Annotated in this window: 17 protein-coding genes and 1 pseudogene; 12 read left to right on the top strand and 6 right to left on the bottom strand. The window is 72.7% G+C overall.

What is annotated here, in order from left to right; genetic code table 11:
* The first annotated feature begins 123 nt into the window (after window positions 1–123).
* The 4 genes from ACZ3UD_RS11860 (at window position 124) to ACZ3UD_RS11845 (ending at window position 6,848) form a co-directional block, all read left to right on the top strand.
* Window positions 124–2,979, top strand: a complete 2,856-nt coding sequence (locus tag ACZ3UD_RS11860; protein WP_465585395.1) for a SpoIIE family protein phosphatase — start codon at window positions 124–126, stop codon at window positions 2,977–2,979.
* A 97-nt stretch (window positions 2,980–3,076) separates the two neighbouring features.
* On the top strand, window positions 3,077–4,639 hold the full coding sequence (locus tag ACZ3UD_RS11855; RefSeq protein ID WP_465585394.1) for a sugar ABC transporter ATP-binding protein: 1,563 nt from the start codon (window positions 3,077–3,079) through the stop codon (window positions 4,637–4,639).
* Window positions 4,636–5,700, top strand: coding sequence for an ABC transporter permease (locus tag ACZ3UD_RS11850; protein ID WP_465585392.1), 1,065 nt, complete (start codon window positions 4,636–4,638; stop codon window positions 5,698–5,700). Before ACZ3UD_RS11855 ends, ACZ3UD_RS11850 begins: the two co-directional genes overlap by 4 nt.
* A 32-nt stretch (window positions 5,701–5,732) precedes the next feature.
* Window positions 5,733–6,848, top strand: coding sequence for a substrate-binding domain-containing protein (locus ACZ3UD_RS11845; RefSeq protein ID WP_465585390.1), 1,116 nt, complete (start codon window positions 5,733–5,735; stop codon window positions 6,846–6,848).
* 29 nt (window positions 6,849–6,877) lie between these two features.
* Here the strand turns inward: ACZ3UD_RS11845 and ACZ3UD_RS11840 are convergent, their stop codons facing one another.
* Entirely contained in the window at window positions 6,878–8,113 is a 1,236-nt protein-coding gene (locus ACZ3UD_RS11840) for a PP2C family protein-serine/threonine phosphatase (protein ID WP_465585388.1), read from the bottom strand.
* Between the two features lie 408 nt (window positions 8,114–8,521).
* Window positions 8,522–9,142, bottom strand: a complete 621-nt coding sequence (locus ACZ3UD_RS11835) for an L-threonylcarbamoyladenylate synthase (protein ID WP_465585386.1) — start codon at window positions 9,140–9,142, stop codon at window positions 8,522–8,524.
* Between the two features lie 94 nt (window positions 9,143–9,236).
* Between ACZ3UD_RS11835 and ACZ3UD_RS11830 the strand changes: the two genes are divergently transcribed.
* The gene (locus tag ACZ3UD_RS11830; RefSeq protein ID WP_465585385.1) at window positions 9,237–10,547 is read left to right on the top strand and encodes a cytochrome P450; all 1,311 of its coding nucleotides are present in this window, start codon (window positions 9,237–9,239) and stop codon (window positions 10,545–10,547) included.
* A gap of 204 nt (window positions 10,548–10,751) precedes the next feature.
* On the opposite strand, the gene ACZ3UD_RS11825 is transcribed toward ACZ3UD_RS11830, so the two are convergent.
* The gene (locus ACZ3UD_RS11825; RefSeq protein WP_465585383.1) at window positions 10,752–11,165 is read right to left on the bottom strand and encodes a Fur family transcriptional regulator; all 414 of its coding nucleotides are present in this window, start codon (window positions 11,163–11,165) and stop codon (window positions 10,752–10,754) included.
* Window positions 11,166–11,433: 268 nt separating this feature from the next.
* On the opposite strand from ACZ3UD_RS11825, the gene katG reads away from it, so the two are divergent.
* A complete protein-coding gene (katG, locus tag ACZ3UD_RS11820) occupies window positions 11,434–13,659 on the top strand; it encodes a catalase/peroxidase HPI (RefSeq protein ID WP_465585381.1) in 2,226 nt (741 codons plus the stop codon).
* An 86-nt stretch (window positions 13,660–13,745) separates the two neighbouring features.
* On the opposite strand, the gene ACZ3UD_RS11815 is transcribed toward katG, so the two are convergent.
* A complete protein-coding gene (locus ACZ3UD_RS11815) occupies window positions 13,746–14,444 on the bottom strand; it encodes a response regulator (protein WP_465585380.1) in 699 nt (232 codons plus the stop codon).
* A 50-nt stretch (window positions 14,445–14,494) separates the two neighbouring features.
* Window positions 14,495–15,745 (bottom strand): sensor histidine kinase, encoded by a 1,251-nt coding sequence (locus tag ACZ3UD_RS11810; RefSeq protein WP_465585378.1) that lies wholly within the window; start codon window positions 15,743–15,745, stop codon window positions 14,495–14,497.
* Window positions 15,746–15,948: 203 nt separating this feature from the next.
* On the opposite strand from ACZ3UD_RS11810, the pseudogene ACZ3UD_RS11805 reads away from it, so the two are divergent.
* The 3 genes and pseudogenes from ACZ3UD_RS11805 to ACZ3UD_RS11795 form a co-directional block, all read left to right on the top strand.
* Window positions 15,949–16,218, top strand: a pseudogene (locus tag ACZ3UD_RS11805) (ATP-binding cassette domain-containing protein); the annotation flags it as partial.
* Window positions 16,219–16,530: 312 nt separating this feature from the next.
* The gene (locus ACZ3UD_RS11800; protein ID WP_380610909.1) at window positions 16,531–16,710 is read left to right on the top strand and encodes a hypothetical protein; all 180 of its coding nucleotides are present in this window, start codon (window positions 16,531–16,533) and stop codon (window positions 16,708–16,710) included.
* Between the two features lie 132 nt (window positions 16,711–16,842).
* Complete coding sequence (locus ACZ3UD_RS11795) at window positions 16,843–20,034, top strand: type 2 lanthipeptide synthetase LanM family protein (protein ID WP_465585376.1); 3,192 nt, start codon at window positions 16,843–16,845, stop codon at window positions 20,032–20,034.
* 259 nt (window positions 20,035–20,293) lie between these two features.
* On the opposite strand, the gene ACZ3UD_RS11790 is transcribed toward ACZ3UD_RS11795, so the two are convergent.
* Window positions 20,294–20,728 carry a VOC family protein gene (locus ACZ3UD_RS11790; RefSeq protein WP_465585477.1) on the bottom strand — a complete coding sequence of 145 codons (435 nt, stop codon included), beginning with the start codon at window positions 20,726–20,728 and terminating at the stop codon, window positions 20,294–20,296.
* A gap of 308 nt (window positions 20,729–21,036) precedes the next feature.
* On the opposite strand from ACZ3UD_RS11790, the gene ACZ3UD_RS11785 reads away from it, so the two are divergent.
* The 3 genes from ACZ3UD_RS11785 (at window position 21,037) to ACZ3UD_RS11775 (ending at window position 23,624) form a co-directional block, all read left to right on the top strand.
* Window positions 21,037–21,492, top strand: a complete 456-nt coding sequence (locus ACZ3UD_RS11785) for a DUF5990 family protein (RefSeq protein WP_465585375.1) — start codon at window positions 21,037–21,039, stop codon at window positions 21,490–21,492.
* Window positions 21,493–21,718: 226 nt separating this feature from the next.
* On the top strand, window positions 21,719–22,321 hold the full coding sequence (locus tag ACZ3UD_RS11780) for a superoxide dismutase (protein ID WP_465585373.1): 603 nt from the start codon (window positions 21,719–21,721) through the stop codon (window positions 22,319–22,321).
* Between the two features lie 271 nt (window positions 22,322–22,592).
* On the top strand, window positions 22,593–23,624 hold the full coding sequence (locus tag ACZ3UD_RS11775; RefSeq protein WP_465585371.1) for a glycosyltransferase family 2 protein: 1,032 nt from the start codon (window positions 22,593–22,595) through the stop codon (window positions 23,622–23,624).
* Window positions 23,625–23,670: the final 46 nt, after the last annotated feature.

Below are 23,670 nucleotides of genomic sequence, written 5' to 3'. Positions count from 1 at the left end.
CGCGATACCGCCACCGTGCTCGGGGAGTGCGCGCGATCCTGTGACAAATACCGCATAACGGGCAAAGTCCTAATATTGCATCGAAGGGTGCAGCTCCGCGGAAATGTGAGCGCTGTGGCGGCCATGACAGCTTCGGACGAGGCGGGGATCGGCCCCGTGCAGGCCCGTGAGCGGTTCATGCTCGGTGAACCGGTCCAGGGTGGCGTGCGGAGTCTGATCCTGAACTCCTGGCAACGCTGCCAGTCGATGGGGATCTCCCCGGACGGGTCCGAGCTCCCGTACCGGCCGGACATCGATCTGGACGGCCGACTGGTCCGCGCGGCCAGGCCCGTGCTGGACCGGCTGGCATCCAGGTTCGCCGGCAGCCGGATGAACGTGGCCCTGACCGACGGGGACGGGGCGGTGCTGCAGCGCCGTTTCGGCGACGTGTCCATGGTCAGGCAGCTGCCCGCGATCCAGAGCGTCCCGGGCTTCGTGTTCGCCGAGCAGTACGGCGGGACCAACGGCATCGGGCTGGCGCTCACGGAACGGCGGCTCATCCAGGTCTCCGGAGCCGAGCACTTCGCCGAGCGCGGCCAGTCGAACGCCTGTACCGCGATTCCCGTCCGTGACCCCCTCAACGGACGGATCGAGGGCGTCCTCTGCTTCGCCTATCCGCCCGCCTACGCGGACCCGCAGATGGCGGACCTGATCCGCAAGGCCGCCACGGCCATCGAGCGGCGCCTGCTGGCGCAGAGCTCGGCGCGAGAGCGCTCCCTGCTGCACGCGTACCTCGATTCCCGGCGCCGCGCCCAGACCGACCAGGCGGCCGGGGACGGGCGCCTGGTCGGGATGGACGAGCTGCCCCGAAGCGGGCTGGACCGGCACGACCGGATACTGCTCGAACAGATGGCCACCGAGCTGATCTCCTCGGCCCGCCGCACCGCGGTCGAGGTGACCCTTTCCCAGGGGCGGCGGGTCACCTTGCTGAGCCGCCCGGTGGCCAGCGCGTCCGGGGTGGAGGGCTTCGTCATCGAGGCGATCCTGCACGGCGACTCGCCGCCCCGGCCCGCCGCCCCCGACCAGGCCGGTCGGGCGGTCGGCGTCCCGGCGCCCGCCATGACCGCCGCCGTCCCGCCGCTCCGGCACCCCGAGGACGGCGCACCGGATCGCGGGACCAAGGCGCCGTTCGCTCCCGCGCCCGGCGCGGCCACCAGGCTGCTGCTGCTGGGCGAGCCGGGCGTGGGACAGTACGCCGTCGCGGCCCGCCGCCGCCTGGAGCTGCTGTCCGAGGCCAGCACCCGCATCGGCACCACCCTGAACGTGACCCGCACCGCCTGGGAACTCGCCGAGATGGCCGTCCCGCGGCTGGCCGACTACGTCACCATCGACCTGCCCGAGACCGTCCTGCGCGGCGAGGAGCCCGCCGATCCCAGCAGCGAACTGCACCGCACGGTGGTCCACGGCATCCGCACCGACTGCCCCTTCTACCCGGTCGGCGGACGGGTCGACCTCAGCCCCACCACGCCCCACCGCCGCTGCCTGGCCAGCGGGCAGGCGGTGCTGGAACCCGATCTGCGCAGGGCCGCCGGCTGGATCTCGCAGGACCCCGAGGCGGCCGAGCGCCTCTTCGCGTACGACGTCCACTCCCTCATCGCCGTCCCGCTGCTGGCCCGCGGCGTCGTGCTGGGCATCGCCGGCTTCTACCGCGCCCGGAACCCCGCCCCCTACGGGGACGACGACCGCTCGCTGGCCCAGGAGCTGGCCACCCGCGCCGCCATCTGCATCGACAACGCCCGCCGCTACACCCGCGAACACGCCATGGTCCTGGCCCTGCAGCACAGCCTGCTCCCGCGCAGCCTGCCCGAGCAGAGCGCCATCGAGGTCGCCCACCGCTATCTGCCCGCCGAGTCCGGGGTGCGCGGGGACTGGTTCGACGTCATCCCCCTCTCCGGTGCCCGGGTCGCCCTGGTCGTCGGCGATGTCGTCGGCCGCGGACTGCACGCCGCCGCCACCATGGGCCGCCTGCGCACCGCAGTGCACAACTTCGCCGAACTGGACCTCGCCCCCGACGAGCTCCTCACCCACCTGGACAACCTCGTGGGGCGCCTGGACCGGGACGAGGACGGCGTGGAGCCCGCCACCGGCAATGACGGCATCATCGGCGCGTCCTGCCTGTACGCCGTCTACGACCCGACCTCGCAGCGCTGCACGCTGGCCCGCGCCGGTCACCCGCCACCCGCGGTGATCCACCCGGACGGCACGGTCACCGTCCCCGACCTCCCCGCCGGGCCCCCGCTCGGCCTGGGCGGCCTGCCGTTCGAAACCGCCGAGCTGCACCTCCCCGAAGGCAGTCAGCTGGTCCTCTACTCCGACGGACTCCTCGAAGGCCACCGCCGCGACCCCGATGCGGCCCTCGACCGCCTGCGCACCGCCCTGGCCCACCCGAACCGCTCCCCCGAGGACATCTGTCGCACGGTCGTGGAGGCCGTGGTAGCCGAGCACCCGGCCGACGACGTCACGCTGCTCGTCGCCCGCACCCACGCCCTCGACCCCGGCCGGATCGCCACCTGGGACCTGCCCGCCGACCCGGCCCGCGTCGGCGACATCCGCGCCGCCGCCGCCCGCCGCCTGAGCGACTGGGGACTGGACGAGGCCGCCTTCGTCACCGAACTGCTGCTCAGCGAGCTGGTCACCAACGCCATCCGCTACGGCACCGAGCCCATCCAGGTCCGGATGATCCACGACCGCGCCCTGATCTGCGAGGTCTCCGACGGCAGCAGCACCGCCCCCCACCTGCGCCACGCGGCCACCACCGACGAGGGCGGCCGCGGCCTGTTCCTCGTCGCCCAGCTCACCCAGGCCTGGGGCACCCGCTACACGGCCAGGGGCAAGGTCATCTGGGCCGAATGCGCCCTGGAGGCGTCCGACGGCCTCCCCGACCTCTTCGAGAGCCACTTCTTCGAGAGCCAGTTCGCCGACATTCCCGACATCGGATGACCCGCCCTCCGGACATCACCCGCCCTCCGGACATCAACGGCCGCCGTGGCGTGTCAACACCACGGCGGCCGAGCCGAGCTGGTAGGAACGGTGGTCCATGCACGACACCCCCGACCCCCTGGCGGGCCCACCCGCGCGCCGCGGCCCACTCGTCCGCATCCGCGGTCTCGGTAAGCGGTTCGGCGGCACTCCCGCGCTGGCCGGGATCGACCTCGACATCCATCGCGGCAGCGTCCTGGCCCTGCTCGGTCCGAACGGCGCCGGCAAGTCCACCCTCATCCAGACACTCGCCGGGATCCACCACGCGGACCAGGGCGAAGTGACGGTGGCCGGGCACCCGCTCGGCACCGAGGCCGCCGCTCGTCGTATGGCCTTCATCCACCAGGATCTCGGTCTCGTCGAGTGGATGACGGTCGCCGAGAACATCGCCCTGGTCGCCGGCTACCCGCGCCGCCACGGGCTGGTCTCCTGGCGGCGGACCCGGGAGCGCTGCGCCGACGCCCTCGCCCTGATCGCCGGGCACCTCGACGCCGACGCGCGCATCGCCGACCTCGCCCCCGCCGAGCGCTCGCTGGTCGCCATCGCCCGCGCGCTGGCGACGCGGGCGGAGCTCATCGTCCTGGACGAGCCGACCGCCAGCCTCCCCGCCGCGGACTGCGCCCGGCTCTTCGCCGTGCTGCGCACCCTGCGCGACCGAGGGCACGGCATCGTCTACGTCACCCACCGGCTCGACGAGGTCTACCAGGTCGCCGACGCCTTCGCCGTCCTGCGCGACGGCCGGTTGATCAGCTCCGGCCCGCTCGCGGGCCACAGCCGCCGGCGCCTGGTCCACGACATCGTGGGCCGCGAACCGGTCGGCCACCGGGCCGCCCCGGTCACCCCCGCCGAGGGTCCGGTGGTGCTGAGCCTCGACGCGGTGCGGACCACGAACGCCGGGCCGGTCAGCCTGAAGCTGCGCGCCGGCGAAATCCTCGGCATGGTGGGCCTCACCGGCGCCGGCCACCTCGACCTGGGCCGCGCCCTCGCCGGCTCCCGTCCGATCCTCGGCGGGCGGGCCCTGCTCGACGGCCGACCGTACACCCCGCGCACGGTGGCCGGTGCCGTCGGCTCCGGCGTCGGCCTGGTCACCGGCAACCGTCAGGAGGAGGGCTGCGCCGCCGAACTGACGGTCCGTGAGAACCTTCTGGCGAACCCCCGGTCGGCCGGCCGGTCGGCGCTGCACTGGATCAGCCCCCGGCGCGAGCGGGCCCAGGCCGCCGCCCTGATCGAGCGGTTCTCGGTGCACCCCCGCGACAGCGAGGCGCCGATCGCCACGCTGTCCGGCGGGAACCAGCAGAAGGTCATGGTCGGCCGGTGGCTCCAGGTGCACCGGCGGCTGTTGATCCTCGAAGAGCCGACTGCCAGCGTCGACGTCGGCGCCAAGGCCGAGCTCTACCGCCTGCTCGACCAGGCGCTGGCCGACGGCCTCGCGGTCCTGCTCATCTCCACCGACTTCGAGGAGGTCGCCACCGTGTGCCACCGTGCCCTGGTGTTCGTCCGCGGGACCGTGACCGCCGAGCTGACCGGTGCGGCCCTCACCGTCACCGAACTCACCTCCGCCGCCTCGGCCATGCCTCCCGTCACCGGCGGTGACGGCGACCGGCGTGCGACAGGCCGATGACCGACCCCCCCTTCCGCCGGTCCCCGCAGGGCCGTCGGCGCGGACACCTGATCGGCAGCTACGGCCTGCCGGCCCTCGCCGTTCTGCTGTTCCTGATCTTCTCCGTCGCGCGGCCGAACACCTTCCCCACCCTCGACAACGTCTCCTCGATCCTGTCCAACCAGTCGATCCCCGCCATCCTCGCGCTCGGTGCGACGATCCCCATCGCCACCGGCAACTTCGACCTGTCCATCGGCTACGGTCTCGGTCTCGCGCACGTCGTGGTGCTGCGGCTCATCGTCGACGGCGACTGGCCCTGGCCGCTCGCCTGCCTGGCGGTGATCCTGGGCGGAGCGGCCTTCGGGGCCGTCAACGGTGTCATCGTCGAGTTCGGCCGGATCGACTCCTTCATCGCCACGCTCGGCACCGGCAGCATCCTGTACGCCTTCACCGGCTGGATCACCGGCGGCGCCCGGGTCCTCCCCGGTACCGGCGGTCTGCCGGTCGCCTTCACCGACCTCTACGACTCCACCTTCCTCGGACTGCCGGTGTCCGCCTCCTACGTGCTCGCGCTCGCGGCCGTCCTGTGGCTGCTACAGGAGCGGCTGCCGCTCGGCCGGTACCTGTACGTCATCGGCTCCAACCCGCGCGCCGCCGAACTCGTCGGAATCCCCACCCGCCGCTACAGCGTCTGTGCCTTCGCCGGATCGGGCCTGGTCGTCGGTTTCGCGGGGGTCCTGCTCGCCGCGCAGCAGCAGATCGGCAACCCGAGCGTCGGCCTGGAGTACCTGTTGCCCGCGTTCGTCGGCGCGCTGCTCGGCTCCACCGCGATCAAACCCGGACGCGCCAACGCCCTGGGCACGGTGGTCGCCGTCGCCGTCCTCGCCATCGGTCTGGCCGGCATCGGGCAGCTCGGCGCGGACTTCTGGGCCGTGCCGCTGTTCAACGGCGCGACGCTGCTCCTCGCCGTCGGCCTGGCCGGCTACTCCGCACGCCGCCGGCTGCGGGCCGGTGCCACCGAGAACCGCGGTCCGCTCACGCCGCCGTCGACGGACGTGGCTTCCCCCCGGGACACACGGTGAAGCGCGGTGCCGCGACCGCGCTGGCAGCAGTCATGCTGGCAACTGCGGGCACCGCCCTGGACGGCTGCCAGCGCGGCCCGTCGACCGGGACCGGGGCCCCCGTCGCAGGGCCGTCGAGGGCTGGTTGCCCGGCGGCCACCCTCGCCAGGGCGAAGGCGGACGTCCAGCGGGCCGAGCAGGTCGAAGCCCCCTGGAACGGCCCCACCAGCGGGCCCAGGGCGGTTCCCGACAGGACCATCGTCTACGTTGCCCAGACCATGACCAACCCCGGCGTCGCGGGTGTCGCCAGGGGCGTCACCGAAGCCGCGACGGTCATCGGCTGGAGCGTCCGGGTGATCGACGGGCAGGGCACGCCCGCCGGCATCCAGGCGGCGCTCGGCCAGGCGGTCAACCTCGAAGCCTCGGGCATCGTCATCGGCGGCTTCGACCCGGGTCTGACCGCGCAGCAGGTTGCCCAGGCCGACGCGGCACACATCCCGCTCATCGGCTGGCACGCGGTCGCGGCCCCCGGGCCGAGCACGAATCCCCCGCTCTTCAGCAACATCACCACCAGCGTCGGGGACGTCGCCCGGCTCAGCGCGGACTGGGTCATCGCGGAGTCCAACGGCAACGCCGGAGTCGTCGTCTTCACCGACGACTCCGTCCCGTTCGCCAAGAACAAGTCCCAACTGATCAAGGACGGCCTCGCCACCTGCCCCGGCGTGAGGCTGCTGGCCTCCGAGAACATCCCCATCCCGGACGCGACCAGCCGCACCCCCCAGGCGGTCTCCGCCCTCCTCGCCCGCTTCCAGGGCCAGTGGACGCACTCCGTCGCCATCAACGACCTGTACTTCGCCGACGCCGCGCCCGCCCTGCGCGCGGCCGGCAGGCCCGGCAACGGCGCCCCGTACAACATCGCCGCGGGCGACGGCGACCCCTCGGCCTTCCAGCGCATCGACAGCAGGCAGTACCAGGCCGCCACCGTCCCCGAGCCCCTCACCGAGCAGGGCTGGCAGATCGTCGACGAGTTCAACCGCGCCTTCTCCCACCAGCCCGCCAGCGGCTACGTCGCCCCGGTCCACATCACCACGGCCGCCAACAGCGGCGGAGCGACCTCCTGGGACCCGGCGGGCTACCGCCAGGCGTACCGGACGATCTGGGGCAGGTAGCGAGGGCGGTGCCGACGCAGCCCGTGTGATCAGTTCGCGTCAGTGCGGTCGCCGGCGAGGGGTTGCCGCAGGGTGGCGGCCCAGCGCCGCCGCTCCGCGCTGTCGGCGCCGCCGTCGCCGTCGCCGCCGAGCCCGCCCTTCAACTCGTCCCGGGCGGGATCGGGGGGTGGACCCGGCTCCTCCCCGTCCGGGAGCCGGTGCGCGACGAGCACGGCGATGTCGTCGTCGAGGGCGGCATCGCTGTACGCGATCAGGTCCCGGTGCAGGTGGTTCAGAAGCTCGCGTGGCGGAAGGGCGGTCCAGTCGCGGACACGCTGGGTGAGCGGGTAGAAGGTTCCGGCGCGGTCGCGGGTCTCGGTCACGCCGTCGGTGTACAGCAGCAGCTGGTCGCCCGGACGGAAGGGCTCCACGTCGACGTGGTAGTCGCCGCCGAGCAGCACGCCGAGGTTGAGAGGCGGTGACGGATCACACGGGGCCAGTTCGCTGACCCGGCCCTGGTCGATGAGCAGCGGCGGAGGGTGACCGCAGTTGACGATGCGGACCACGGGCTCGTCGCCGGGAATCTCGGCGAGCACAGCGGTGATGAAGCGTTCCTCGCTGCCGGGGAGCTGGGCGGCTCGGCGGCTCATGCTCCGCTCCAACCTACGCGCTATCGCGGGCAGATCGGGCTCGTCGTAGGCGGCCTCGCGGAAGGCGGCCAGCATCGCCGCTGCCGTCTCCACCGCGAGCAGGCCCTTGCCCCGGACGTCGCCGATCAGCAGGCGCACACCGTGCGCGGTGCTCATCGCCTCGAAGAGGTCGCCGCCGATGCGGGCCTCCGCGGCTGCCGACAGGTACAGGGTTTCGATGCTGATGCGGCCCAGGAGGTGGGGGACCGGACGCAGCAGCACGCGCTGCGCCGTCTCGGCCACCGAGCGCACGGTGGCCAGGGTGCGTTCGCGGCGCGTTCGGTGGGCGGCCAGAAGGGCGCCCAGCATCCCGACCAGTGCCGTGGAGAAGTAGGTGGCCACGTAGTGGCGCTCCCACAGATAACCAATGTCGCGGCCCGCACAGCACGGAGTGCCCGCCAGGACGCCTTCGAAGACCACGGCGAAGACCGTGACGGCGGCGACGAAGGCGGGACCGTGGGCGTAGGCGGCGACGACGGGCAGGGCGATGAGCAGAAAGCTCACCGGCCACTGCACGGGAGTGATCGGTTCCAGCGCGAGGATGGCCGCGACATAGATGGCCGGCAGCCAGCGTATCCAGGCGGGCTGGGCGGGCACCCGCGGCTCCGTCCCACCCGGCTCCGTCCTACCCGGCTTCGTCCCACCCGGTTCCGTCCCACGCCGCCGGTCGGCCCCGCCGCGGCCCGGGAGCCTCACCGCGCGCTCCGGTGGCGGTGTGCCCGGTCGATCGAGGAGCCGCGGCGAACCGGCCGGGCCCGGGCGGGCGAAGCGGACCGCCGCGGCCCCACGAGCGGCGGATCCATCGGCATGCCGGAGAGCATCCGCCCGGTCGGCGGCGGGAGTCCGACAGCCGCGGAGGGCGCCGCGACGTGCGGCGGTGCGACCCCGGACTCCCGGTGACGGGTGTCGTCCGGTTCGTGATCCGCCTCTACACACATACATCAATCATCACGGCATACCGGGCACTGCCGCCTGCCGACGGAGTCGAGCAGCGTGCCCGGCCCGTCACTCGAAGCGTGTGGGGTCGCCGGCCCCTCGCCGGACGATTTCCGGCCCGCCGCCTGAGAAGTCGACGACCGTCGTCATTTCCGTGCCGCAGTCGCCCGAATCCACCACGGCGTCCAGCATGTGGTCGAGCCGCTCCTTGATCTCCCACCCCTGTGTCATCGGTTCGTCCTCACCGGGGAGAACCAGGGTGCTGGAGACCAGCGGCTCACCGAGTTCGGCGAGCAGGGCCCGGGTGACGGTGTGGTCGGGGATCCTGACTCCCACTGTCTTCTTCTTCGGGTGCATCAGCCGGCGGGGAACCTCCTTGGTGGCAGGGAGGATGAAGGTGTAACTGCCCGGCGTCGCGGCCTTGACGGCGCGGAAGACGTTGTTGTCGAGTTGGACGAACTGGCCCAGCTGCGCGAAGTCCACGCACATCAGGGTGAAGTGGTGGCGCTCGTCGAGACGCCGGATCGACCGGATCCGCTCAAGGCCGCCGCGGTTGTCCAGCCGACAGCCCAGCGCGAAACAGGAGTCGGTCGGGTACGCGATGAGGGCCCCGGACCGGAGACTCTCGGCCACGGTGCTGATGGTGCGCGGCTGGGGGGACTCTGGGTGCACGTCGAAGTACTTCGCCATTGGCCGACCCTACGGGATCCCGGCCACCGATCGGCGCAGCCGCGACATCCCGCACTCTGGCGGGCCGCCGGGGCGCGGCGTACGGTCGGTCGGCATGGGCTTCGAGCAGGCGCGGGTGAATCGGATCTTCCTCCCGGAGACGTACGCCGAGGGTGTGCCGTACGACCTGTTCCGTGAGCTGCGGGCTGAGGCGCCGGTCTGCTGGGTGGAGGAGCCGGCGGTGGGGGACTGGCCGGGCGGCACGGGGTACTGGGCGGTGCTGCGGCATGGGGACGTGAAGCACGTGCTGCGCAGCCCCGAGCTGTTCTCCTCGAACCTCGGCGCCACCCAGATCCGTGACCCGGACGCGCCCGCCGATCTGGAGTTCGTCCGGGCGATGATGCTCAACCAGGACCCGCCCGACCACTCCCGGCTGCGCCGGATCGTGGCGGCGGCGTTCACCCCGCGGGCCCTGGCGGAGCTGTCGGAGGCGATCGAGAACCGGGTGCGGGAGCTGATCGATTCGGTACGGCCGGCCGGTGCCGCCGACCTCGCCCGGCTGGCCGCCGATCTGCCGGTGTGGACGCTGGCCCGGGTGATGGGGGTGCCGGAGCAGGACCGGCAGTTGCTGCTCGACTGGGCGAACCGGGTGATCGGCTACCAGGACGCCGACTACGCCCACTCCAGCACCGCGGATCCGTCGAACCTGACCGACCTCGGCCGCGCCGCGCTCGCCCATCGCCCCACCACCTGGACCACTGCGGACGGCCGCCCGGTCAACCCCCGCTCCCGCGCCGCCCTGGCCGACATGTACGCCTACGCCCATGCCCTCGCCCGCCGGCCCGCCCCGGGCGGCGTGTTGGCCCGCACCCTCCAAGCGGGCCTGACGGTCGAGGAGTTCGAGACGATGTTCTTCCTCTTCGCCGTCGCGGGCAACGAGACCGTCCGCAACGGCGTCCCGGGCGCCCTCCTCACCCTCCTCGCCCACCGGGACCAGTACGAACTCCTTCGGGTGAAATCGGAGTTGACCGACTCGGCGGTGGAGGAGGCGCTGCGCTTCTGGCCTCCCGTGGTGCACATCCGCCGCACCGCGACGCGGGACCTGGAGCTCGGGGGCCGGTCGATCCGCCGGGGCGAGAAGGTGGTCGTCCACCACGCCGCCGCCAACCGGGACGAGACCGTGTTCCCCGAGCCGGACCGTTTCGACATCACCCGCAGCCCCAACGACCACGTGAGCTTCGGCTACGGCCCGCACTTCTGCCTCGGGGCCCAACTCGCCCGCCTGCAGATGAGGTTCGCCCTGCGTCACCTGGTCGACGGTCTCCCCGGTCTCGCACTGGACCCGGATCGGCCCCCGCAGCGCCTGGTCTCCAACTTCCAGAACGGCCTCAAGAGCCTGCCGGTCCGTTGGGAGCCGAGGGGGTAGCCCACTGAGCGAGACCACCAGCGGCGCCCCCTGCGGGGCGGCTTCGATCAGCCGGTGCTGCTGGGGTGGCGTCTGGCACCAGCTGCTCGCGCCCCACAGCGGCACGAGCGGGCCGACCACTCCCTCGCCCATCCGCATGATCAGGACACTACACGTCCTGGTTCGCCGCGAAGGGCCGAACGTCGACGGAGGCGGCCGAAATGATCAGCCCGCGCAGGCCGGGCAGAGCCCCCGGTAGGTGACCTCGGCGCCGGAGACGGCGAAGCCGAAGCGCTGGTCGGCCGGGAGGTCGGAGAGCGGGTTGCCGAGCGGGTGGACGTCGCGGATGGCGCCGCAGCCGGTGCAGACCAGGTGCTGGTGCGGGTGGTGCGCGTTGGGGTCGTAGCGCTTGGCGCGCCCGTCCGTGGAGACCTCGATGACCTCGCCGAGGGTGACCAGTTCGCCGAGGGTGTTGTAGACGGTCGCTCTGGAGATCTCCGGGAGGCGCTCGGCCGCCCGGGCGTGCACCTCGTCCGCGGTCAGGTGCACGTGCTCGCCGTCCAGGACCTCGGCGACGACGCGCCGCTGGGAGGTGAGGCGCCAGCCGCGCCCGCGCAGCCGCTCCAGCAGGTCACTCATATCGGTTCACCTATTCAGGTCATGGGGGAGACCGGAGTTTACCAATACACATCCGCTGTGGTCCGGTTCCCGACCGCATATGGATTTGGTGTCGTTCTTGACTTGGATTGCGTCCACCGTAGGATCGGCTCCGGCGCTAGCCTGGGTAGCAGCAGTACGCAGCAGACACAGCGATACCCGGAAGTAGCGGCAGTACACAGCGGTAGCAGCAGTTGGTGCCGTAGGTAGCAGTGAGACACCGTGATCCGCCTTGTAGGGAAGGATTCCCATGTCTGAGAACCACGATGCAACCGGCGTAGAGGCGAGCGCGGAAGGCTGCCCGGTCAACCACGGGCGCGCGCTTCACCCCACCCAGGGCGGCGGGAACCGCCAGTGGTGGCCGGAACGGCTGAACCTGAAGATCCTCGCCAAGAACCCCGCCGTGGCCAACCCGCTGGGTGGGGACTTCGACTACGCCGAGGCCTTCAACTCCCTCGACCTCCCGGCCGTCAAGCGCGACATCCAGGAGGTGCTCACCACCTCGCAGGACTGGTGGCCCGCCGACTTCGGCAACTACGGTCCGTTCATGATCCGCATGGCCTGGCACAGCGCCGGCACCTACCGGATCAGCGACGGCCGCGGTGGCGCCGGCGGTGGCCAGCAGCGCTTCGCCCCGCTGAACAGCTGGCCGGACAACGCCAGCCTGGACAAGGCCCGCCGGCTGCTCTGGCCGGTGAAGAAGAAGTACGGCCGCAGCCTGTCCTGGGCCGACCTGATGATCCTGGCCGGCAACGTCGCCCTGGAGGGCATGGGCTTCAACACCTTCGGCTTCGGCGGCGGCCGCGTCGACGAGTGGGAGCCCGACGAGGACGTCTACTGGGGCCCCGAGACCACCTGGCTCGACGACCAGCGCTACACCGGCGACCGTGAGCTGGAGAGCCCGCTGGCGGCCGTCCAGATGGGCCTGATCTACGTCAACCCCGAGGGCCCCAACGGCAACCCCGACCCGATCGCCGCCGCCCGCGACATCCGCGAGACCTTCTACCGGATGGCGATGAACGACGAGGAGACCGTCGCGCTGATCGCCGGCGGCCACACCTTCGGCAAGACCCACGGCGCCGGCCCGGCGGACAACGTCGGCCCGGACCCGGAGGCCGCGCCGATCGAGCAGCAGGGCCTCGGCTGGAAGAGCAGCTACGGCACCGGCGTCGGCGCCGACGCGATCACCAGCGGCCTTGAGGGCGCCTGGACGGCCACCCCGATCACCTGGGACAACAGCTTCTTCGAGACGCTGTTCGGCTACGAGTGGGAGCTCACCAAGAGCCCGGCCGGCGCCCACCAGTGGAAGCCGAAGGACGGCGCCGGCGAGGGCACCGTCCCGGACGCGCACGACCCGAGCAAGCGGCACGTCCCGATCATGCTCACCACCGACCTGTCGCTGCGCTTCGACCCGGTCTACGGGCCGATCTCCCAGCGCTTCCTGGAGAACCCGGACCAGTTCGCCGACGCCTTCGCCCGCGCCTGGTTCAAGCTCACCCACCGTGACATGGGCCCGATCGTGCGCTACCTCGGCCCGGAGGTCCCGAGCGAGCAGCTGCTCTGGCAGGACCCGCTGCCGGCCGTCTCGTACCAGCAGGTCGGCGCCGCCGACGTCGCCGACCTCAAGCGTCGGATCGCCGCCACCGGCCTGTCGGTCTCCGAGCTGGTCTCCACCGCCTGGGCCGCGGCCTCCTCCTTCCGCAGCAGCGACAAGCGCGGCGGCGCCAACGGCGGCCGGATCCGGCTGCAGCCGCAGGCCGGCTGGGAGGTCAACGAGCCCGACCGGCTGGCCACCGTGCTGCGCGCCCTGGAGGGCGTGCAGGCGGAGTTCATCGCGCAGGCCGGCGACAAGCAGGTCTCGCTGGCCGACCTGGTGGTGCTGGCCGGTGGCGTCGGCGTCGAGCAGGCCGCCAAGGCGGCCGGCCTCGCGGTCGAGGTCCCGTTCGCGCCCGGCCGGGTGGACGCCCCGCAGGAGCTGACCGACACGGAGTCCTTCGCCGCGCTGGAGCCGAAGGCCGACGGCTTCCGCAACTGGGTCGGCAAGGGCAACCGCCTGCCGGCCGAGTTCCTGCTGCTCGACAAGGCGAACCTGCTGGGCCTGAGCGCGCCCGAAATGACCGTCCTGGTCGGCGGTCTGCGCGTGCTGGGCGCCAACCACCAGCAGTCCGCGCACGGTGTCCTCACCAAGACCCCGGGCGTGCTGACGAACGATTTCTTCGTCAACCTGCTGGACCTGGGCACCAGTTGGAAGTCCACCTCGGAGGACGCGCACACCTTCGAGGGCCGGGACGCCTCCGGCGCGGTCAAGTGGACCGGCACCCGCGCCGACCTCGTCTTCGGCTCGAACTCCGAACTGCGCGCCGTCGCCGAGGTGTACGCGAGCGACGACGCCAAGGAGAAGTTCGTGTCGGACTTCGTCGCGGCCTGGGTCAAGGTCATGAACGCGGACCGCTTCGACCTGGTCCGACAGGGCTGACCCAGACGGGAGCCCGGGGTGCCAACCCCCGGGCTCCCGTTGCGCGTTGTCGCGCCCAATCGCGCGTTATCGCGCGTTATCGCGCGTTATCGCGGATCGGACACGGAGCCCACGCTGACCAGTCCGGTCTCGTACGCCGCGACCACCGCCTGGGCCCGGTCCCGCAGGCCCAACTTGCCCAGGATCCTGGCCACATGGGTCTTCACCGTCGCCTCGGAGAGCTGCAGCCGGGCGGCCAGCTCGGCGTTGCTCAGGCCTCGGGCGAGCAGCGTCATCACCTCCAGCTCGCGCGGGGTGAGGGTGGCCAGCTCGCGGTGCGGGGCGGCGGCGTCCGGGGCGGTTGGTCGGGCGAAGCGCTCGACCAGGCGGCGGGTGATCGCGGGGGCGAGCAGCGCGTCGCCGGTGCGCACCAGCCGGACGGCGGCGGCCAGGTGCTCCGGGGTGACGTCCTTCAGCAGGAAGCCGCTGGCCCCGGCGGCCATCGCGGCGTAGACGTAGTGGTCCAGGTCGAAGGTGGTCAGCATGATGACCCGCGGTGCGTGCTCGGCTCGGCCCGGGCCGTCGGCGAGGATCCGGCGGGTGGCCTCCAGCCCGTCCAGGCCGGGCATCCGGATGTCCATCAGCACCACGTCCGGTCTGGTCCGGCGGACGGCGGCGACCGCCTGCTCGCCGTCCTCGGCCTCGGCGACCACCTCGATCCCCTCGGACTCCAGGATCAGCCGGAACCCGATCCGGACCAGGGCCTGGTCGTCGGCGACCACCACGCGCAGCAGTTGCTCGTTCATCAACTCTCCGGCGTTCGGTTCTCCGGCGGGCATCAACTCTCCGGCGGGCATCAACTCTCCAGCGGGATCAGGGCCGTGACACGGTAGCCGCCGCGTGGCCGGGGACCGGTGTGCAAGGCGCCGCCGTAGACGGCGAGGCGTTCGCGCAGCCCGAGCAGGCCGCGTCCGTTGCCGGTGGTGGCGGCGCCGGTGGGGCGGCCGCCGGTGTCGGTGACCTCCACCCGCAGCCGGTCGGCGGCGTACTCGACGGTGACCTGGGCGTCGGCGCCGCCCGCGTGCTTGACGGTGTTGGTCAGCGCCTCCTGGACGACCCGGTAGGCGGCGAGCTCGACCCCGGGCGGGACGGGCCGGCGCTCGCCGCGCACGGTCAGCTCCACCGGCAGCCCGGCCCGCCGGACGCCCTCGACCAGGGCGTCGAGCCGCCCGAGGCCGGGCTGCGGGCTGAGGTCGGCACTGGCCGCCGGATCGTCCCCGGCGCCCGCGTCGATGGTCAACAGGCCCATCACGTGCCGCAGTTCGGTCATCGCCGCGCGCCCGCCGGTCTCCACCGCGGCCATCGCCTCGCGGGCCTTTTCCGGGGCGGTGTCCAGGATCTTGCGGGCGGCCCCGGCCTGAATCGTCATCATGCTCACGTTGTGAGTGACGACATCGTGCAACTCCCGGGCGATCCGGGCCCGTTCCAGCTCCACCGCGCGCTGGAGCGCGGCCAGCTGCTCGCGCTCCAGGGCGGTCAGCCGCTCCCGCCCCTCGTCCGCCCGGCGGCGCCACATCCGCAGTTCGTAGGCGACCGCGAACACCGGCACCAGGACCAGGACGGCGATCACCCCGTTCGGGAAGTGCGGCAGCTTGGCGTCGTTGAACAGCACCACCAACACGGCGGTGGCGACCGGCAGGTTCGGCAGCACGGCGGCCGGCCGGCGCCCGTACGCGGCCGCGCTGTAGGCGGCGACGATCACCGCCACACCCGCCGAGTATGCGATGTCCTCGGACTGCGACCGCACCAGCAGCGCGGCCGGCAGCACCGTCCACAGCACCGCCAGCGGATAGCGGCGGCGCAGCACCAGCGGCAGCGGGACGAGCGGGACGAGCAGCAGCACTCCGTGCCAGGTGCCGTCCCGCGGTTCGCTCGCGATGGTGGCGTAGCGGCCGGAGGTGAGGGCGAGGAAGAGGGCCAGGAGCGCGTCGAAGAGCTGGCCGCGCCGGGTCGGCCGGGGCGGGGGAGCCGTGCCCGGGTCGCCGCTCAGTCGGGCCGCTGCCGTGCGCAGCCGCCGCACCGTCGGATGGTCGATCACGTTGATCACCGGGTCATTGTGGCGGTCGCCGGCTCGCAGGCACAGCCCCGCGGCCGACGGCAGCCGGTACACCGGGCGACTACATCGGAAGGATGACACCGCGCCGGGTCCGCCGGACGCGGTACGGAACCTGCCACGGGCGGCGGACGCGGGTGCGGGCCGCTCGTTCGTACCTTCTTCCCACCAGGCAGGACACGATGAGGAGCGGGGACATGAGCGGCGATCCGGTGATCGAGCTGAGCGGTGTGAGCCGCGACTACGAGGGCGCGCGAGCGGCGTTGGACGGGGTCACGCTGAGTGTGCGGGCGGGGGAGTCGGTGGCGGTGCTCGGCCCGTCCGGCAGCGGGAAGTCCACCCTGCTGAACCTGGTGGCCGGACCGGACCGGCCGAGCGCCGGGACGGTCACCGTGGCCGGGGTCCGGGTGGACCGGCTGAACGAGGCGGGCTCGGCCCGTTACCGGCGAAGCGCGATCGGCATGGTGTCCATCGTCCCTTCGGTCCGGGGCGCTGCCACAGGAGCGACGGGTTCAAACCGAGGTCGTGGTCCAGCCGGGCGCGACCGCCCCTGTTTCGGCCAGGTATGGGCACCCGAACGATCGGACGGCGGGGGTGGGCGGCGGGAGCGAGCGGGCTCGGCCTGGGGGAACGAGGGCGCGGCCGCCGGGCTCCCATTGGTTCGATCCTGGCCGAAACAAGGACCGGTGGTGTGCATGCCACTGGTGCGCCGGGTGGGGCGCTGCCAAGATCCCGATCCGGCACACCCGTGCCAGATCCGAACGCTTGGAGGAGGCAGCATGCAGCCCACGGCTGAGCAGGTTCGCGCACTCAAGGACGAGGACTTCCGGCTCACCCTCGGCCAGGGCCACCAGGTCCACCCGGCCGGCGAGCTCGTGGACGAGCTCTACGTGACCGCCGCGGTGCTGAACAGCACCTGTGACGGCTGGTCCAGCTGCGGGCGCCTCTGCAGCTACTGAGACCGGGATCCGACGCGGGCCCCGGTTCGTACGGTCGGCCGGGGCCCGCGCCGGACAGGCGCTTCGCGCGCCTTCACGCACCGGCGCTGAACGGATAGAGCAACAGTGCAGACAGAGAGGCAGCACCGCCCCGTGGTCGACGCGTCCGAACTCCTGCGGGCTGCCGCCCGAGCCGTCCCGCTGAACGCCCGCGGCCGGGCGCCGGAAGGGCCCGACGCGGAGCCGGTCGGTGACACCGACCGCGCCGAACGCCGTGAGCGGGCCGCCCGGAAACTGGAGCGCTGGCGGGCCCAGGCGCCGTTCGACCGCGCCGACTGGTTCACGCGCCGGCTCACGGCCGACGGCATCGACCCCGACGCCCTGCACGCCCTGCTCGCCGAGCACCCGGACGCGCTCGCCGCCCGCCTCGGAACGCACCCCTGGGCCGAGCGGCTCGTCACCGCGTTCCACCGGCCGGCCACCCTGGACATCCCTGAGGAACACGAATTCGCCGGGCTCGTCGCCCCGCTGCTCGCCGCCGCCCACGACCGCCTGCGCACCGGGCTGGCCGCCCTGGACGCCCCCGCCCTGGGCGCCCCCGAGGAGCTGGCCGCCCTCGCCGTCCCCGCGCTCACCGCCGCCGCCCACGCGATGGCGACCCGGACCGTCATCACCGAGCTCCATGTCGCCCGACTCACCGGCGAGTTGACCGGCGACACCCCCGAGGGGCGCTACCGCGACTTCCTCGGCCGGCTCACCCGGCCCGAGCGGTCGCTGCGACTTCTCGCCGAGTACCCGGTCCTGGCCTTCCGCCTCACCACCGCCGCGGAGCAGTGGACGACCACCACCCTCGCCCTGTTCCGGCGACTCGCCGCCGACCTGCCCGCCCTCGCCCGCACCTTCGCCGACGGCCGCCCGCTCGGCCGGCTCACCGAACTCGCCACCGGCCTCGGCGACCCGCATCGCGGCGGTGCCACGGTCAGTTCACTGCGCTTCGAGCACGGCGTCCGGATCGTCTACAAGCCGCGGCCCCTCGGCGCCGAGACCCACTTCCAGCAGATCCTGCACTGGCTCAACCCGCAGCTGCGGCTGCCCCTGCGCGACCTCGCCCACCTGGCTCGTGACGGCTACGGCTGGGTCGCCCACCTCACCGCCGAACCGGCCCGGGACGCGGCCGAGTTGAGCGCCTTCTACCACCGCGCCGGCACCCTGGCCGCACTGATGTACGTGCTCGACGCGGTGGACTGCCACGCCCAGAACCTGCTCGCCGTCCGGGACCAACCCGTGCTCATCGACCTGGAGGCGATCCTCCACCCCGACCTGCACGAGCCCGCCAAGGACCTGTCCGAGTCCGAGCGGCTCGCCCGCCACCAGGCCCGGCACTCGGTGCTGCGCTCCGGCCTGCTCCCCGAGCGGATGTGGGACGAGGGCAACGGCGGCACCGACCTCTCCGCCCTCGGCTGGGACCCGGCCAGCCTCCCGCCGCGCCCCGCACCCGTCCTGGTCAACCAGGGGACGGACGAACTCCGCGTGGAGTACCGGAGGTTGCCGATGGAAGCCCCGGGCAGCCGACCCGTGCCGGCCGGGCAGCCGCTGCGACCGGCCGACCACCTGGCGGAGTTGGAGGCCGGATTCACCGAGGCCTACCGGCTGCTCGCCGCCGACAAGGGGCAACTCCGCTCCCTGCTGAGCGCGTTCGCTGCTGACGAGACGCGCCTGCTGCGCCGCGACACCTTCGAGTACCGCAGCCTGCTCGGCACCGCCTGCCACCCCGACCTGCTGCGCGACGGCCTCGACCAGGACCGCCACCTGGACCGGCTCTGGGCCCTGGCCGCCTGGGAGGAGCGCGCCCTCGCCTACGTCGACCACGAACGCGCCGACCTGTGGCGCGGTGACGTGCCCGTCTTCACCATCCGTCCCGACGGCGTCGACGCCCGCTCCTCCACCGGCGCCCTCATCCCCGACGTCACCGACCGGCCCCCGCTCGACCTCGCCCTCGCCAAGGCCGACGCCCTCGGCGAGGAGGACCTGGAGCGCCAACTCCAGCTGCTGCGGCTGTCGGTGACGACCGCCGGCGGCGCCCGGGAGCCGCGCGGCCGGGCGGTCGCGCGGACACCCGTGGCCGGTGCGGCCCCCGGCCGGGGAATCGCCGACCGCGCCCTCGCCATGGCCGTCGAGGCCGGCGAAGGGCTGCTGCGCGAGGCCTGCCGAGGGAGCGCCGACCTCGCCTGGGTCGGCCCCAACTGGACCCCGCCCGGCCACTGGGCACCCGCCGAACTCGGCCCCGACCTGTACAGCGGCACGGCCGGCGTGACGCTCTTCCTCCACCAACTCGCCTGCGCCACCGGCGACCGCGAACACCGGACGGCCGCCTCCGCCGCCGAAATGACGCTCCGCCGGCAGATCCGGCGGCGCGCCGACCGCCTCGGCGGCGGCCTCTCCGGACTCGGTGGCCTGCTCTTCGCGCTCGCCCAACTCACCGCCCACCACCCGGACCCCGAACTCGACGCGCTAGGCTCCCTCCTCCTCGACCGCGTCACCGCCACCGCCACCGGCGACGCCCAGTACGACCTCCTCGCCGGGAACGCGGGCACCATCGGCGGCCTGCTCGCCTGGGAGGCCGTCCGCCCCGGGCCCGCCGTCACCGACGCGCTGGCGGCCTGCGCCGAACACCTCGTCCGAGCCGCCGCCCCGCACCCCGAGGGCGGCGTCGGCTGGCTGCCCACCTCCCTCGCCGGCACCGCCACCCGCCCCCTCGCGGGCTTCGCCCACGGCGGCTCCGGCATCGCCTGGGCCCTGGCCCGGGCCGGGCACCGCCTCGGCGACTCCCGCCTGCCCCGACTCGCCCTCGCCGCCGTCGCGTGCGAGCGCACCCTGTTCGACCCCGTCGCCGCCAACTGGCGCGACGTCCGCGAGGACGACGGGCCCGACGGCCCCAGCTACCCCGCCCTCTGGTGCCACGGTGCCTCGGGCATCGCGCTGGCCCGCACCGACCTCGCCCGACTCATACCCGAAGAGCGCGAGTCGCTCCTCGCCGAGCGTGACACCGCCCTCGGTGCGGTGCTCCGGGAGGGCTTCGGTCACAACTCCTCGCTCTGCCACGGCGATCTCGGCAACCTGGAGGCCCTCCACCTCGCCGGCGGATCGTGGCAGGCCGCCGCCGAGCGGCAGGCCCGTGCCACCCTCGACGACCTGGCGGCCCGGGGCTGGACCTGCGGCCTTCCGCAAGGGGTCCACAGCCCCTCGCTGATGGTCGGCCTGGCCGGCATCGGCCACGGCCTCCTGCGCCTCGCCGCCCCCGGGACCACCCCCTCCGTCCTGACCCTCGAAGTGCCGACTGCCTGATCCCGCCAACTCGCCGTCGCCAACTCGCCGTCGCCGACACGGAAATCGCCCGGATCGGGTGAAACCCGCCGGGACACGCCGGAGCGCCCCGCGGACCGCTGCTGGGCCGAACGGGCCGCCCGCCCCGACGGGTTGTTCCGCGAGCTGCTGGATCTCCAGCGCGCGACCGGGCCGTCCCGGCGCAGCGGACTCCGGGTTCCGCGGATTCATAAGGCGAAGCCCGGCGCACCGGCACCCGCCGGTGCGCCGGGCCGGCCGCTCAGTCGAGGCAGAACTCGTTGCCCTCGATGTCCTGCATCGCGATGCACGATTCATTGACGCCGTCGGCACGCAGCAGTTGCACGCGCACCGCACCGAGCGCGACCAGCCGTGCGCACTCGGCCTCCAGCACGGCGAGGCGCTCCTCACCCACGAGCCCGGTGCCGACCCGCACGTCGAGATGCACCCGGTTCTTGACGACCTTGCCTTCGGGAACGCGCTGGAAGTACATGCGCGGGCCCACACCCGAGGGGTCCATGCAGACGAACGCCGCACCCTGACGCTCGGCCGGCAGCGAGCGGTTGTAGTCGTCCCACGTGGCGAAGCCCTCCGGCGGCGGCGGTACGACGTACCCCAGCACCTCGCACCAGAAGCGAGCGACGCGCTCGGGTTCCGCGCAGTCGAAGGTGACCTGGAACTTCTTGATCGATGACATCGGTCCTCCATGACGCGTGCTGTTCGAGACCCGGATGTCATCGCATCGCCGCGTGGAGAGCGGACGCGGCACCAGGGGTGCATCGATGTCCACCTCGTCGTCGTGCAACCTGGTGATCTCGGGCACGGCGGATGAGCCTGTCACATGATCACCTGGGGCTCAACCGGCTTTCCGCCTGTGCGGCGGGGCGGACCGGACCGGTTGATCGGGGTGCGGCTCGCTGCGTCCGGTTCCGAGCGGGGCCGCCGCACCGGCGGGTCCTCCGAGCTGAACCCGGCCTTCCGCCCGCCGTGGGCGACCATGGCGGTATGGAGCTGAGGATCGAGGCCACCGACCTGCCGGGCCGCGAGTGCGGCACCGGGCCCGGGTTCCCGGGGTACCGGGACATCCACGTCGCCGTCCAACGCCGTGGCCGCCCGGCCGAGTTGCTCGATCCGCAGCCCGGGGACGCGGCGCGGGCGCGCTGGTCGCTGGAGTGCGCGGCGAAGCGGCTGCCGGACGGCGGTGTGGACATCACCGGCCGGTACGTCCAGGGCGGGCCGGGCGGCCGGTTCGTCTACCTCAACTGGGTGACGCGCGAGGGCGATACGTGGTCGCTGTTCCGCCGGGCCAAGCTGCTGCTGGCGGCGGTCGACCCTTCCATCGCCGAGTCGGCCGTGGCGAGCGGATTGCTGGTCGCCCGCCTCGGCCTCACCGACGCCAAGGGCCACCCGCTGTGCGCCGCCGTCCGCCCGCCGCTGGTCACCTGGACGGCAACGGGCTGAGCGCCGCGCACTCCAGTGGCGCCGACGGGTCCACCGAGAGGTCGGCATTCGGCGACCCTGTCACAGCCACTCACCCTTGTCAGCCATTACACGTTCGGGTGACCATTGTGCCCGACGGTATGTGTGGAATACGCAGGAACCCATATGTCGCTCCTGCAAGTAATACGCAATAGTGTTGTCCCGGCACGATCGATACGACCAACCCGCCGAAAGGGGCCGTGTCCTGATGGGCACCTACACGCTTCCCGACCTGCCGTACGACTACTCCGCGCTGGAGCGGGCGATGTCGGCCGAGATCCTGGAACTGCACCACTCCAAGCACCACGCCGCGTACGTGAAGGGCGCGAACGACACTCTGGAGCAGCTCGCCGAGGCGCGCGACAAGGAGCAGTTCGGCGGCCTGGTCGGCCTCCAGAAGACCTTCGCCTTCCACCTGTCCGGCCACGTGCTGCACTCGCTGTTCTGGCAGAACCTCTCCCCGGAGGGCGGCGAGCGCCCCGAGGGCGAGCTGGCCGACGCCATCACCGAGCACTTCGGCAGCTTCGAGGCCTTCAAGAAGCAGCTCACCAGCGCCACCACCGGCGTCCAGGGTTCGGGGTGGGGCATCCTCTCCTGGGAGCCGCTCGGTCAGCGCCTGATCGTCGAGCAGGTCTACGACCACCACGGCAACGTGGGCCAGAACACCACCCCGCTGCTCGCCTTCGACGCCTGGGAGCACGCGTACTACCTGCAGTACCGCAACGTCCGCCCGGACTACGTCACCCGCCTGTGGGACGTCGTCAACTGGCAGGACGTCCAGGCCCGCTTTGCGGCCGTCAAGAACGCCTGACCCGGATCAGGTGACGGAAGGACCCGGTCCGGTCGGGCGGACCGGGGCCTTCCCCCCTCTTCCGGGGCCTTCCCCCCTCTTCCGGGCGTCAACGGGGCGCGGGCGCGACGCGGAGCGTTGACGCCGGACACACCCGGCTCACCGAGACGAAGGCTCGACGCCACCCGCTATTCGCCCGGAAACGGCCTCCGGTCGCTACGCTCGGACCACCGCCGGTAACCGGCGGTCGGCGGCCGAACGGCCCGTCCGCTCCTCAGCGAAAGGCCGTCCGATGGCGCCGCGCCTCTCCGTCGTCGTCCCGATCTACAACGTCGAGCGCTACCTCGCGGAGTGCCTGGACTCGATCGCGGCGCAGACCTTCGAGGACTTCGAGTGCGTCATGGTCGACGACGGATCGACCGACGACGGCCCCCTCATCGCCGAGGCGTACGCCGCCAAGGACCGGCGCTTCCGGCTGGTCCAGCAGGAGAACAAGGGCCTCGGCGCCGCCCGCAACACCGGCTGGCGCCACCTCACCCCGGGGACCGACTACCTGGCCTTCGTCGACAGCGACGACACCCTGCCGCCGCACGCGTACGAGCTGATGATCCGCACGCTGGACGAGACCGGATCCGACTTCGCCGCCGGCAACGCGCTGCGGCTGCGCACCACCGGGCTCACCCCCTCGCACGCCCACCGCCGCCCGTTCCGCGAGACCCGGCTGCGCACCCACGTCAGCGAAACCCCCGCCCTGGTCACCGACCGCACCGCCTGGAACAAGGTCTACCGACGCACCTTCTTCGACGCCGCCGGCATCCTCTACCCCGAGGGCATCCTGTACGAGGACGCCCCGGTCAGCGTGCCCCACCACTTCCTCGCCGAGCGGGTCGACGTGCTCGCCGAGCCGATCTACCACTGGCGGGTGCGCGAGGACGGCGCCCTGTCCATCACCCAGAAGAAGACCGACCCCCGCGGCCTGATCGACCGGGTCCGCTCGATGGAACTCGTCCGGGAGTGGCTGCTGGCCCGCCCCGAGCCGGTGTTCGCCGAGTACCTGCGCGCCTACGACCGGAACTGCCTGGTCGAGGAGATCCCGATGTTCTTCTGGTCCGTCCCGGACGGCGACCGCCCCTACTGGGAGGTCTACCAGCGGCACGTCAGCCGGCTGATCCGGGCCATCGGCACCGAGCGGCTGGCCGGGCTGAGCGCCCAGCTGCGGGTCAAGTACCGCCTCACGCTCGCCGACGCGATGAACCGCTTCGTGGCCGTCCAGCGGGTGCACCTCCTCGTCCGCCGCACCCGCCAGGCGGCCAGGCGTCGGTGAGTTCCCGGACCCGTCACCACTGCGGACCGCGGACGCCTGCCGGTCG

It is taken from the genome of Kitasatospora sp. NPDC023118, assembly GCF_055560875.1.
This window is presented reverse-complemented; position numbering and strand designations above follow the sequence as displayed.